This is a genomic window from Psychromonas arctica (assembly GCF_036697365.1).
GTDB lineage: Bacteria > Pseudomonadota > Gammaproteobacteria > Enterobacterales > Psychromonadaceae > Psychromonas > Psychromonas arctica_A.
The window spans coordinates 229,043-242,946 of record NZ_JBAHZA010000001.1 but is presented as its reverse complement, the minus strand read 5'-3'; the positions used below and the strand labels follow the sequence as shown (position 1 = coordinate 242,946).

The 13,904-nt window shown below is 37.1% G+C and carries 12 protein-coding genes; 10 read left to right on the top strand and 2 right to left on the bottom strand.

All coding sequences use genetic code 11. The features are described 5' to 3' along the window. The first annotated feature begins 87 nt into the window (after nt 1-87). The 3 genes from V5290_RS01065 to V5290_RS01055 all read left to right on the top strand — a co-directional run bounded on the left by V5290_RS01065 (nt 88) and on the right by V5290_RS01055 (nt 1,391). Nucleotides 88-516, top strand: coding sequence for a DUF3010 family protein (locus tag V5290_RS01065; RefSeq protein WP_333380848.1), 429 nt, complete (start codon nt 88-90; stop codon nt 514-516). 49 nt (nt 517-565) lie between these two features. Continuing rightward, nucleotides 566-1,093, top strand: a complete 528-nt coding sequence (locus V5290_RS01060; protein ID WP_333380846.1) for a hypothetical protein — start codon at nt 566-568, stop codon at nt 1,091-1,093. 70 nt (nt 1,094-1,163) lie between these two features. After that, the gene (locus tag V5290_RS01055) at nt 1,164-1,391 is read left to right on the top strand and encodes a cysteine-rich CWC family protein (RefSeq protein WP_333380844.1); all 228 of its coding nucleotides are present in this window, start codon (nt 1,164-1,166) and stop codon (nt 1,389-1,391) included. A gap of 5 nt (nt 1,392-1,396) precedes the next feature. On the opposite strand, the gene V5290_RS01050 is transcribed toward V5290_RS01055, so the two are convergent. Both V5290_RS01050 and V5290_RS01045 read right to left on the bottom strand, forming a co-directional pair. Next, nucleotides 1,397-1,984 carry an ankyrin repeat domain-containing protein gene (locus V5290_RS01050; RefSeq protein WP_333380842.1) on the bottom strand — a complete coding sequence of 196 codons (588 nt, stop codon included), beginning with the start codon at nt 1,982-1,984 and terminating at the stop codon, nt 1,397-1,399. Nucleotides 1,985-2,060: 76 nt separating this feature from the next. Continuing rightward, on the bottom strand, nt 2,061-3,575 hold the full coding sequence (locus tag V5290_RS01045) for a catalase (protein ID WP_333380840.1): 1,515 nt from the start codon (nt 3,573-3,575) through the stop codon (nt 2,061-2,063). 407 nt (nt 3,576-3,982) lie between these two features. Between V5290_RS01045 and V5290_RS01040 the strand changes: the two genes are divergently transcribed. The 7 genes from V5290_RS01040 (at nt 3,983) to V5290_RS01010 (ending at nt 13,815) form a co-directional block, all read left to right on the top strand. Beyond that, nucleotides 3,983-4,855, top strand: a complete 873-nt coding sequence (locus tag V5290_RS01040; protein ID WP_333380838.1) for a DnaJ C-terminal domain-containing protein — start codon at nt 3,983-3,985, stop codon at nt 4,853-4,855. An 18-nt stretch (nt 4,856-4,873) separates the two neighbouring features. Further along, the gene (locus tag V5290_RS01035) at nt 4,874-5,230 is read left to right on the top strand and encodes a VanZ family protein (protein WP_333380836.1); all 357 of its coding nucleotides are present in this window, start codon (nt 4,874-4,876) and stop codon (nt 5,228-5,230) included. A gap of 129 nt (nt 5,231-5,359) precedes the next feature. Continuing rightward, nucleotides 5,360-5,998: a uridine kinase gene (gene udk / locus V5290_RS01030; RefSeq protein WP_333380834.1), complete on the top strand. Its 639-nt coding sequence runs from the start codon at nt 5,360-5,362 to the stop codon at nt 5,996-5,998. A 453-nt stretch (nt 5,999-6,451) separates the two neighbouring features. Continuing rightward, entirely contained in the window at nt 6,452-8,728 is a 2,277-nt protein-coding gene (gene rlmKL / locus V5290_RS01025; RefSeq protein WP_333380832.1) for a bifunctional 23S rRNA (guanine(2069)-N(7))-methyltransferase RlmK/23S rRNA (guanine(2445)-N(2))-methyltransferase RlmL, read from the top strand. 177 nt (nt 8,729-8,905) lie between these two features. Continuing rightward, nucleotides 8,906-10,816: an ATP-binding cassette ATPase Uup gene (gene uup, locus V5290_RS01020; RefSeq protein WP_333380830.1), complete on the top strand. Its 1,911-nt coding sequence runs from the start codon at nt 8,906-8,908 to the stop codon at nt 10,814-10,816. A gap of 7 nt (nt 10,817-10,823) precedes the next feature. Beyond that, a complete protein-coding gene (locus tag V5290_RS01015) occupies nt 10,824-12,632 on the top strand; it encodes a DUF3466 family protein (protein WP_333380829.1) in 1,809 nt (602 codons plus the stop codon). 217 nt (nt 12,633-12,849) lie between these two features. Further along, nucleotides 12,850-13,815, top strand: a complete 966-nt coding sequence (locus V5290_RS01010; protein WP_333380827.1) for a phosphate ABC transporter substrate-binding protein — start codon at nt 12,850-12,852, stop codon at nt 13,813-13,815. The last annotated feature ends 89 nt before the right edge of the window (nt 13,816-13,904 follow it).

The window sequence follows — 13,904 nt, the reverse complement described above, 5'->3', positions numbered from 1 at the left end:
GCGAATATACTATCGCCTATAATATGTCACAAATAATATCAGTCATTATTACGTCGTGATTGGTACAATAAAGAAAAAGGAAAAACAATGAGAGTATGTGGTGTTGAATTAACAGGTAACGAAGCCGTTATTGCAATCATGCAATATAAAAATGGTTTATATGATGTGCCGCCTGTGCGTACAACGAAACTAACATTAACAGACCCTATTAATACTGAACCACTTAAAAAGTTTCAGTTTGATTTTGCACAATTAATGAAAGATTACCAAGTTGATAAAGTAATCATTCGTCAACGTGCGTTAAAAGGAAAATTTGCTGGCCACACTTTAAGTTTTAAGATTGAAGGTGCTTTGCAACTAATTGATGGTTTAGATGTGCAAGTGATCACGCCTGATTATATTAAAGAAGGGCTAAAGAAAGCACAAAACTCTCCAACAGCTGTTGAATTAGGGCTTAAAAAATTTCAAGAGCAAGCAATGCTAACCGCTTTCGGTTATTTAGAGCATCGTGTTTAATTCATACATTAATCATTGATTGTGTCTTATTCATTATTTGGAGAAACCTGTGGAAAATAGTTTTGAAAGTTTCGTTGAGCAGTTTAAAGCACAGCAGCCCGTATCATTAGCCGTTTTTTTCTATCAAGCGGAATTACATTTAATCAAACAATTAAAAGATTATTTGCAGATAGAGCAAACTACAGAGCGCAGCTTTTTTTCATTAGTTGAACAAGCAAAAAAAATGAAGGATAAAGAGACTAATAAACATTTTTGGAATGCTTTATTGGCTTTTAATCAAATGAATTTTAAGCCTACTAAGCATAACGCTCAACCATGGTTACGTTTTGTTAATATTATTGAGTCGTTACAGGCTTACGCTGGCAGCCAATTATTTGATGCTAAAAATATTAAAGTAAAACGTCAACATCGTTTATTTTTCGCTTATATGCTGGCATGGGAACATCTTCGTTATTTAGCAGGTAATGAAGATCAATATAGCCCAAGTAGTGAAGTACTTATTTGTTATTCAAGTGCTCATTTTGATGAAGATCATGATCATAATGAAGATTATGTAGATGGTCAGTGTGCAATCTAGTCGATATTAAGCGGCAATATTTATTTGTACGAAGTATTGCTGCTTCTCAAACTGTTAAGTGAACTTAATAATGAGTGAAAAGAATTGCCCGCTTTGCTTACAGGAAAATCATTGTGATGTGGTGGCAAAGCAGGGATGTTGGTGTAATAAAGTGACTGTTCCACAAGCACTACTGGATTTGATAGATGAACAAGCTAAAAATAAACATTATATCTGTAATGTATGTATTAGTCGTTTTATCTCTGACCCAGATAGTTTTTACAATAAGCAAGCTTCTAAGAAAGTAGATTTATCCTAGCCAGTTTATTGATTCGCCTGTTCAATACTTACTGCAGAATTACCACTTTTATCTTCTAAACTAATATCTGCTCCTCGTTCTATTAATAGAGTACGCAGCTCTTCTCGACCAAATAATGTTGCAAACATCACAGCGGTTTGGCCTGCTTTGTTTTGTTGGTTTTCATCACACTCTTCAGACATTAAGGTTTTAGCAATACTAAGTTCGCCTCTAAACACTGCTGCCATTAATGCAGTATTACCTCTGTTATCTTGCTCGCAAACGTTTGCACCATTTTCAATTAAATTATTTACTATATTTTTTTGGCCATTGTAAGTAGCAATCATTAAAGCGGTATAACCCTTGTGGTTTTTAATATCAACAGGTAGACCAGCATTTAAAAATTCTGTAATAACGTCATTATCGCCGGTACGTGCTGCGGCATAATAATAAGGCGTCAACTCTTTATAAGCCGAACTCTCATTTATTTCGTTGGCTTGAACAAAAGTAATTGGTGAAATAACAGTGAATAAAAAAAGAGAAAAGATAGTAGCAAATACCCAATTTGTTTTCGATCTTCTATGATTCGAAATTACTGACTTAATAGTAAACATATCTTTCCTCTTTTAGCTTGGTTATGAAGGGTAGAAGTGTTTATATTCACCTTAATCTACCCATTCTTTTATTGATTTATAAAGTTGCTGCGATTGCTTTTACTTTCTCAAGATCACCATTAACTGCTTCAGTTAAACGTGTTCCATATTCAGTATCCGCTTTATAAAAGTGACTTAACATTTTGTGTTGGATCTGCTTGTTTTTAACAGCACCTAAGTCACCTGATAAGTTACGTATCAAGTTTTTACGCTCTTGATCGGTAAATGAACGGTAAAGATCACCGGCTTGTGCAAAGTTTAATGTTTTATAAATCGCTTTTTGTTGTACATTACCTACTAGTTCTGGTGTGCTATGACGCGCTTTTACATCTTCAGAGACACCTTCATAATTAGGTTGGTAATTTATATCTGACTGAGTATTACCCACGTTACCTACACCGCCTTGGTTGTAATTTACAACAGGTACAACTGGACGATTAATTGGAAGTTGTTGGTGATTTGCACCTAAACGATATAACTGTGTATCAGCATATGAGAAAATACGTCCTTGTAATAAACGATCTTCTGAGGGCTCAATACCAGGAATTAAGTTCGCAGGTGCCATTGCAACTTGCTCTGTTTCTTGGAAAAAGTTGTCAGGAATACGATTTAAAGTCATCGTACCCACTTTAGTTTCTTTTATATTTTCCCAAGTTTTAGTCGCATCTAGTGGGTTATAATCAAATTTATTAAGATCATTTGGATTTAATGTTTTAATGTATAAATCCCACTTAGGGAAGTTACCTTCAGCGATATTTGCATATAGATCACGTGTCATATGCTGTGTATCTGTCGACTGTACTGCTTTTACTTGATCTGCATCTAAGTTGTTAATGCCTTGATGACTCTTCCAGTGAAATTTTACATATTTAACATCACCATCATCATTGATCATTTTATAAGCATGAACACCAAAACCATCCATTTCACGGTAACTTGCTGGCGTACCATTATCACTAAATACACGTGTTAGCATATTCGTTGACCCTGGCTCATGAGAAAAGAAGTCAAAGAAGCGGTTTGGATCTTGAATGTTAGTAACAGGAGAAGGTTTAAGTGAATGCACCATATCAGGGAACTTAATTGCATCACGGATAAAGAACACTGGTATATTAATACCGACTAAATCCCAGTTACCTTCATCACTATAAAATTTAGTTGCGAAGCCTCTTGGATCACGAAGTGTTTCAGGGCTACCTAATGGATGAATTACTGAAGAAAAACGTACAAATACTGGTGTTTCTTTGCCTTTAGATTCAAATGGGGCAGCTGTTGTCACATCAGTGTAATCTGTTGACGCAACAAATACACCGTGTGCACCTGTACCACGAGCGTGAACTACACGCTCAGGTATACGCTCACGTGCAAAGCGTTGTAATTTTTGAATTAGATGAACATCCTCTAACAAAACACTGCCATTAGGACCTGCGGTTAATGAGTTTTGATTATCTCCAATTGCAGCACCATTATCTTTTGTCATTGTTTCTGCGTTGATATTAAAAATGGTAGCTAACCCAAGAATAGGCACTAATAAGTTAAGTTTATGTTTCATATTTATTTCCTTTAAACATCTTTGTAACAAGTGTTTGGATAATAAGGAGATTTGGATTAAAAATATAAACGTTTGTGCGAATACAATTGATAGGTTTTGGCGAATAAGTTTGCGTTGTCGATAACTTTAACTGATCGATAGCTGTGAGGTATTGGCATTTAAGATCAAAGTTAAGTCAGGTTTTATGCGATATCTTGCCTTTCATAGTGGTTATTGAAATCATTTAAATTAGTTAATTGCTACTGAAATAAAAATAATTTTTTTTGCTGTTACTTTAATGTGGTAGCAACTTGATAAGACTTTATCTGATCTAAGTCGCAATTTTTATGTGATTTTATATTAGTTGCGCTATAATTCGCCCAATTTGATGTGCATTATGTTGTTACCGTAGAATTATCGAGAAAAGAATGTCAAAACGTGATTGTTATGAAGTATTAGGTGTTAGTAAAACAACATCAGATAAAGAGATAAAAAAAGCTTACAAAAAACTGGCAATGAAGTATCACCCAGATAGAAACCCTGATAATCCTGTCGCACAAGAAAAATTCCGTGAAGTAAAAGACGCTTATGAAATTTTGAGCGACCCAGAGAAGCGTGAACAATATGACGACTTTGGACATAGTGCTTTTGAAAACGGTCAAGCACGTGGACGTGGTGGCTTTGGTCAAGGCGGTTTTGGGCAAGGTGGCGATTTTAACGATATGTTCGGCGATATGTTTGGGCAGCGTCACCAACAAAGACAAGAACCGCGTCGCCCTCAACCTCGAAATGGCTCTGATATTATTTTAAAAGTAGAGTTAACACTAGAAGAGTGCGTAGAAGGTTGCACAAAAGAAGTACGTTTACCAAATACAGCGAATCCTCTTGGTGTAGTCATTCCTGCTGGTATTAACCAGGGACAACGAGTACGCGTTGCAGGACAAGGTAACCCTGGTACTTTAGGCGCTCCGCGTGGAGACCTATTTGTTGAAGTTGAATTATTAGAACATGAATTTTTTGTTCGTAAAGGCAATGATCTTTACTGTGATTTGAAAACTAACTTTCCAACAGCAGCCATTGGCGGAACGGCTAAAGCTTCAACATTTACTGGTTACATCAATTTAAAAATACCCGCCGGTACACAAGCAGGCCGTAAATTTAGAATTAAGGGACGTGGTATTAAAGCCATGAACAGCGATGTAATTGGTGATTTAATTTATACCGTTGTTATTCCGACGCCGACGAAACTAACAGAGCAGCAACAAAAGTTATTAGCTGAATTAGCTGAATCGATGGCTTAAACTGGCTGGATATTATTTATGAATTTACTCTTGCAGTTAATTAGAAATTATTGGGTACTTTTATCAGTGATACTAGCCTCATTAATTACTTTTTTATCACTTACACCGATGGAGCAGTTACCTTCTGTTCCTGGTAGTGATAAAACTCACCATTTTATTGCTTATAGTGCGCTAGTCTTTCCATTGATGTTGAAAAAGCCTAATTATTGGATAGTCGTCGTTTTACTATTTACATTGCTCAGTGGCACCATTGAATTGATTCAACCATACCAAAACCGTTACGGTGAGTGGATGGATCTTTTTGCTAATATTGGCGGCCTAACATGCGGTAGTGTATTTGCTTATTTGGTTAACCGTGCTTGCCCAGCACAATAAATTTATCACTCTATACAGAAGGTTAACTCTACCTTATTAATAGTTTTACTATTTTAATATCAGCATAATAACTTGCTATGTTAAATGAGTTATCCGGATTAAATTAAATACATTTTATAAAGGTCAATTTTGAATAAAAATCACTGTGTCGTTATTGCAATTGCAGGGGCTTCTGCCTCAGGGAAAAGTCTGATTGCACACACCATCTGTAATGAACTTCGTCAGGAGTTAGGGACAGATCAAATAGGCATTATCTCCGAAGATGCTTATTATAAAGATCAATCCCACATGCCAATGGAAGAGCGTGTACAAACTAATTACGATCACCCAAAAGCTTTTGACCATGAATTGTTAAGCCAACACATTGAATCTTTACAAGACAATCAATCCGTTGAAATTCCAATCTATAGTTACACAGAACATACTCGTACTGATGAAGTGATTAATTTATCACCTAAAAAAATCATTATTATTGAAGGTATTTTATTGCTGACTGATTCAAAATTACGCTCTCAAATTGATGCAAGTATCTTTATTGATACGCCATTAGATATCTGTTTAATGCGACGTTTAACGCGCGATATTATGGAACGCGGTAGAACATTAGATTCTGTAATGGCACAGTACCAAAAAACAGTAAGACCTATGTTTCTTCAGTTTATTGAGCCATCTAAACAACACGCTGACATCATTGTCCCACGCGGTGGTAAAAACCGAATCGCTACAGATATCCTGAAAACACGTATTAAATACTTATTAAATAAATAACTTTTACGAGTTATTACTTATTTTTAAACGCTTCTCAATGAAGCGTTTTTTATTTTAAGGGTACTGCAAACTTCTCTTCTGCTTCTTATTTTTTATAATTTACGAGATACTTTTGAATTAAAGTAATAGATAAATTAGCCTTAATATTAATGCTGTCTTCGAAAGCCCTCTGTATTATTCTTGAATTAACTCAATACGATTAAGCAATACATTTTTTAGAGGCGCTAGCTTCCGGCTGCTTGTTTTAATTTTAATTCTTTGAATTACTTTTCTACTAACGTGGCAATGAACCTTATAAATTGGATAATGTTATACCTCTTTCCACCGCAACAACTCAGCTAAACGTCATCGATTAATCATAGTAAATAAACAGCTGAAAATTCCATAGGGATAATCCTTTTTGCAAGGTATAATACGCGCTATTTTTTATTCAACAATTGCATGAGAGCGTCTATGTTCAGTTATTTTATCCCAACAGCGAAAGGGCTTGCGCCTTTATTAGAAGTAGAACTTAAAGATCTTGGTATTGAAAATACTAAGCAAATTGCTGGTGGTGTTAGCTTTGACGGTTCATTAGAGCAGGGTTACCAAGTGTGTTTATGGTCGCGTTTTGCGTCTCGTGTTTTACTTAAGTTAAGTGAATTCAAAGTCATTGATCCAATGGATTTGTACTTAGGTTGTAGCAACATTCCATGGGAAAGCCACTTTGATGTGGATAAAACCTTCTCTATTGATTTCTCAGGAAGTAATGATGAGATCCGTAATACTCAGTTTGGCGCATTAAAAATTAAAGATGCCATTGTGGATCGCTTCCGTAAGAAATTTGATGAACGTCCAAACGTTGAAAAACGCGATGCCGATATTCGTTTTAATGGTCGTTTATTCAAAGATAAAGCCTCAATCTATCTTGATTTATCTGGTTCACCATTACATCTACGTGGTTACCGCACTATTGCTGGTGAGGCTCCATTACGTGAAACATTAGCGGCTGGTATTATTAAACGCAGTGGTTGGAAAGGAGAAGCGCTACTAGATCCTATGTGTGGTTCAGGTACGTTAGTGATTGAAGCTGCTATGATGTCATTGAACATTGCACCTGGTACATTGCGTGATAAATTTGGTTTCGAGCAATGGAAACAACATGATGCTGAAACCTGGAGAACGCTTAAAACAAGCGCACAAGTTTACAGTAAACGTGCTGTTAAGGATTGTGATGCACGATTTTATGCATCAGATTTAAGCAAAGATATGGTCAGTATTGCACGTCAAAATGCGCAACGTGCAGGCGTAGCTGAGTTAATTGAATTTAGCGTACAAGATGCGAAAAAAGTCATGCCTCCGGAAGAGTTAACAACGGGTATGCTGATTTCAAATCCGCCATACGGTGAGCGTTTAGGTGGTTTCAGTGACACCATTACCTTGTACACCGAGCTCGGACATCACTTTAAAGATGCCTTTGCAGGTTGGAACTTAAGCATGTTCGCAATGGATACCGAATTATTAAGTTGTCTAGGTATGCGTGCTGGGCGTAGTTATAAATTCTTCAATGGCCCTATTGAATGTGTGCTTAAAAATTACCGAATTTCTCCAAAGCGTAACGTGGAAGTGACTGAACAAGTTGCAGTAACTACTAAGTCGACTAAAGCACCTAAAAAAGCAGACGTAGTTTATAAAGAATCAACGGAAGATAATCCATGGGGCACCATTGCACCGACGCAAGAATTCCCAATGGCTGAAGAGTCTGAATCTGAATTAGTGTTTAAAGAAGTTAAACAGATTAAACCTGCTATTTACGCGGAAGACTTTGCTAACCGTTTACTGAAAAATATGAAGCGTTTAGATAAATGGGCTAAACGTGAAGATATTCAATGTTACCGTTTATACGATGCGGATTTACCTGAGTATAATGTGGCTATCGATCGTTATAACGAATATTTAATTATTCAAGAATACCGCGCACCAAAAGAGATTGATGCACAAAAAGTACGCCGTCGTTTCTTAGATATCGTTTCAACAACGCGTTATCTATTGGACTTAACTGATGATCAATTGATTATCAAAGTACGTGAACGTCAAAAAGGGCGTCAACAGTACGAAAAGTTAGACAGTAAAAAGCAACGTTTAGTGGTGCAAGAAGGGCCGGCTAAAATCATTGTTAATTTGCAAGATTATTTAGACACAGGCTTATTCCTTGACCATCGCCCTACGCGTTTACGTTTAGGTAAAATGGCTGCAGGCAAAGACTTCTTAAACCTATTTTGTTACACAGCAACTGCCTCTGTACATGCTGCATTAGGCGGTGCTAAATCAACAACTAGTGTGGATATGTCTAATACTTATCTGAACTGGGGACAAGAAAACTTCCAGGAAAATGGTATTAAAGGTAAACATGAGTTTATCCAACAAGATTGTATTAAATGGCTACAACATGCCCATGAAATGTACGATCTGATCTTCATTGATCCACCAACTTTCTCAAATTCAAAACGTATGAGTGACGTGTTTGATGTGCAGGATGATCATGTTGCTTTATTGACTGCGGCAAGTGAGCGTGTAAATTCAAAAGGCGAGATCATTTTTTCAAACAATAAACGTGGATTTAAATTAGATATCGAGGCAATTAAAGCCCTAGGTTTTTATGTGAAAGATATCAGCAAAGCCTCTATTCCTGAAGATTTTAAAGGCAATGATAAAATCCATCAGTGTTGGTTATTAACTAAACGCGATTAAGAACATGGCATTACATAACCTGCAAAATATGCAGTGGAAACATGACTAAATACAAAGGCCAACATTGATTGGCCTTTTGACGTTCAATAAATACAACAATTTGTATCTTAGTAAGGGTTAACCAAAATTTAACCTAGTAAGTATAAGATAAAGACACATTAAAGAGAGTGAATTAACGTGGCATTATTAACATTACATAACGCAGAACTCGCCTTTGGTGGCGGAGCATTATTAGATAAATCAAACTTGGTGATTGAAGCAAACGAGCGAGTTTGTTTAGTTGGTCGAAATGGTGCAGGTAAATCAACATTACTAAAAGTACTAGATGGCCGTATTCAATTAGATGACGGAACATTATTAATCAACAATGATGTCAAGGTCGCTCGATTAGAGCAAGATCCACCAACTGCTAGTGTGATGAGTGCTTACGACTACGTCGCTTCAGGTATGGAAACTGCTGGTAAAGTACTAAGTCAATACCATGAACAATTAAGTGTTGTTGCTGAAGATTGTAGTGAAAAACAACTTAATAAATTGCAACGTTTTCAAGAGCAAATAGACCAACTTGACGCTTGGCAACTAGATTCTAAAATCAATCAAATACTGGATCGTTTAGCAATTAATCCAGAAATCACCTTAGATCAATTATCTGGTGGTTGGTTGCGTAAAGTTGCGTTGGCTAAAGCGTTAGTTAATGACCCGGATTTATTGTTATTAGATGAGCCAACCAATCACTTGGATGTTGGTACCATCGAGTGGCTTGAGCAATTTTTAATGTCTTTCCAAGGTTCAATTGTCTTTATCAGTCATGACCGTGAGTTTATTCGCCGTTTAGCCACTAGAATTGTAGATATCGACCGTGGGAAATTAAGTTCATGGCCAGGCGGTTATGAAGCTTACTTGTTAGCTAAAGAAGAAGCTTTGCGTGTAGAAGATGAACAAAACGCTGAATTCGACCGAAAGTTAGCCATTGAAGAAAAATGGATACGTCAAGGTATTAAAGCTCGACGTACTCGTAATGAGGGACGTGTTCGTGCATTGAAATCGTTACGTCAGGAACGTTCTGAACGTGTTAATGTACAGGGTAAAGCAAAAATTGTGGTTGATGAAGCAGCTCGCTCAGGGAAAATAATCTTTGAAACTGAGGGGTTATCTTACAGCTATGAAGACCTACGTATTGTGCGTGACTTTGATACGACCATTATGCGTGGTGATAAAATTGCGCTAGTAGGGCGTAATGGTTGTGGTAAAAGTACATTACTTAAATTACTACTGGGTGATATTGAACCCGATCAAGGTTCAGTTAAGTGTGGGACTAAATTAGAAGTCGCTTACTTTGACCAATATCGTGATGCTTTAGACCCAGAAAAAACCGTAGTCGACAACCTTGCAGAAGGTAAGCAAGAAGTTGAAATAAATGGTAACAAACGCCATGTTCTCGGTTATCTTCAAGACTTTTTATTTCACCCTGATCGTGCACGTACCCCGGTTAAAGCGCTCTCTGGTGGAGAAAAGAATCGTCTGTTATTAGCCAAAATTTTCTTAAAACCAAGTAATTTCCTCATTCTCGATGAACCGACCAATGATCTTGATGTCGAAACGCTGGAGTTATTGGAAGAGTTATTAGCAAATTATCAAGGCACATTGCTATTGGTGAGCCATGACCGTAGTTTTGTTGACAACACAGTAACGCATACTTGGTTCTTTGATGGTAATGGTAATATTCAACAATTTGTTGGTGGTTATAGTGATGCGGTGCGTCATAAAGCACAAAGTGAAGCACCAGAACAAACCACGAAAGAAGCTAAACCAGCACCTGCAAAAGTTGAAAAAACAGCGGTTAAATCGCCTAAAAAGAAAAAGCTATCTTACAAAGTACAACTTGAATTAGATGGCTTGCCTGCATTAGTCGAACAATTGGAAGAGAAAGTAGAGGAGTTACAAGAAACCATTAACACCCCTGAATTCTTTACTAAAGATAAAAAAGAAGCTGACCAATTCCTAGCACTATTAGCAGAAACAGAAGAAAAATTAGAAAATGCTTTTAGCCGTTGGGAAGAGTTGGACGAATTACAAAACGGAGAATAATTTTAACATGAATTACAGCAAAGCTATTTCGGTTATTGCATTACTATCTACTAGTAGTGCTTGGGCTGCGACTTCTTCTTATTATGAATATGAGATTTTGTCTCCAGACACAACGGGCAGTAATTATGGGCCTTTTCCATCTGCGATTACTGAAGCAGGCGATACAGTGGGTGTATATGCTTTAAAGGCGGATCTTGATCAAAATGTCGATATTGGTCTGCCTTTTACTTTTAACCAAGAATGTTTCTATGATGATGAGGTCTGTGAATTAATCTACTACGGTAGTGAAGATTCTACCGACGCTAGCTATGAAAATGGTTATCAAGCTTGGCGTACAACAAGTGCTGAAATAGACAATAACGAAACCGATCCGGTCAGTTACTTTATTGCGGCAACCAATAATGTCAAAATTGAAGGTTTTGATGACGATACTGATGTCAAAATCACAGACGTTGTTGATTCTGATGAAGGCAGCTTTGCTGTTGGATATGGCTCAGGCCCATATACAGACGGTGAGCGTGACTATGTACGTCGTGCATTTGTGGTCGACCCAAGTACTAGCTACGCAACAATTTCATTGATACCAACTGCATTTGATGATGATGAAGGTGGTTTTAGTAGTGCTTATCGTATGCGTGATGTGACGTATGACAATGGTGATACAAAAACGCTGATCGTTGGTAATGCAAGTAAATCATTAGCAGGTGGCGATAGTGATTATTTTGATCTTTGTTACAACGAAGGTGATGAAGACGATTTAGATGATTTGAACTATTTAGTGAACTGTCCAGGTTTTGATACACAAGCATGGGCTTGGGAATATGACAGTAGTGCAACTGAAATTGAAGGTTTTGCATTAGCAACTGAATGGTTAGATGATAATACTACTCGTGATGGTAGTGATGCTACATACAGTGCTGCGGCATTTGATATCAATAGCTCTGGTATTGCAGTAGGTGTGTCAACTTATGAACTATCAGATAGTGATGAAGGTGGCCGCCAACGTGCAATCATCATGACACCTGATGACGAAGGAACTTACGATACACCAACTGTTATTGTTGATGCGACGGATGAATCTGATTCAAATGGTGACTATGATAAAAATGACGATACTACCTATTACAATTCATGGGCTGAAAGTATTACCGATGACAACGTAGTGATGGGGAATCGCCAGTATGGCTCAACTAAAAACGTGAACTACCCAATTGAGATGTTCATTTATGATATCGACGATGACAGCATTAGCATTCCTTTAGAAGACACTAAAGTATTATCAACTAAACAACGCCTAGCAGGTGATAGCGCTTCGTATCGTGGTGCAAATAGCTACGGTTATGATATGAATGAAAATGGTTTAATTGTGGGTAGCGCAGATGCGTACGATCAAACTGATCCTGTAGTTGGCGGTAGTCCTCGTACACAAAGTGCATTTCTATACGACAACACGTCAGGTGATAGCTGGTTTATTGATGACTTACTGTGTACTGAAGATGATGATGGTGTAGTTACTCACCCATTAATTCGTTTAGAAAGTGCAACTGCGATCAATGATGACGGTGTGGTATTAGCTGAAGGTTTCCAATATGACAGTGATAGCGACTATAACAGCAGTATTAACGCAACAGCGATCATGGTGAAATTAACACCTAGTACGACAATGGAACCCGATGATAGTCCGAACTGTTGGGATTCTGAAACATTATCAGATTCAGACTCTGATTCATCTCGAAGTGGTGCGGCAAGCTTATGGTTATGGCTACTTGTTTTACCGTTAGCACTTGTTCGTCGTGTTTATAATAAGAAAGTGTAAAATTAAATAATCATATAAATGATTGATAAAAAAGGTTTATTGCTGAATAGTGATAAACCTTTTTGTTTTTTGTGAATAAAATAATTCACATGTAATGAAAGTGTCATATTAAACCTTCATATTAAGCAGCATCGCTACGAAGCGTAATGAATATTTTGTTAAATAGATAATAAAATACAAATCGTATAAATTAACTTAGTAGAAAATGGAGTTTTGAATGAAACTTAAAATGTTAGCCGCAGCGGTTACTTTAGGTACTGCGTCATTAATGTCAACAACTGCTATTGCAGCAGATCACGAATTACACTCTTACACAAAAGTAAGCGGTATTTCAGGTAATCTTTCATCTGTTGGTTCCGATACATTAGCAAACATGATGACTTTCTGGGCAGAAGAATTTAAGCGTCAATACCCAAACATCAACATTCAAGTTCAAGCAGCTGGTTCTTCAACAGCGCCACCTGCACTAACTGAAGGTACTTCACAATTCGGCCCAATGAGTCGTCAAATGAAGTCTAAAGAAATTGAAGCATTTGAAAAACATTACGGTTACAAGCCAACAGCTGTTCGTGTTGCAATCGATGCACTAGCTGTATTCGTAAACAAAGATAACCCAATTGAAGGTCTAAAAATCAGCGACGTTGATGCAATCTTCTCTTCAACTCAAAAATGTGGCGCAGACAAAAATGCTACACGTTGGTCTGATGTTGGTTTAGGTGGAAATTGGGCAGAGAAAGATATCCAATTATTTGGTCGTAACTCAGTATCTGGTACTTACGGTTACTTTAAATCTAAAGCACTTTGTAAAGGTGACTTCAAGAGTTCTGTAAATGAGCAACCAGGTTCTGCATCTGTAGTTCAGTCAGTTGCATCTTCACTAAACTCTATTGGTTATTCAGGTATTGGTTACAAAGTTGCCGGTGTTAAAGCAGTACCACTTTCTAAGAAAGGCACTGATTACATAGCAGCAACAACTGAAAATGCGATTAGTGGTAAATACCCGCTATCTCGTTTCTTATACGTTTATGTAAACAAGCACCCAAACAAGCCATTATCTCCACTGCAAGCTGAGTTCATTAAATTAATGTTATCTCAAGAAGGTCAAAACATCGTAGATAAAGATGGTTATATTCCACTACCAGTATCTGTAGTAGAAAAAGAGTTGGCTAAATTAGGTTTATAATTCACCTAGCTTAATAAATTAACAATTAAAAACAGCGCTTCTTAGCGCTGTTTTTGTCTGTGTAGAGGAAAGTAATCAAAAGGAAAACG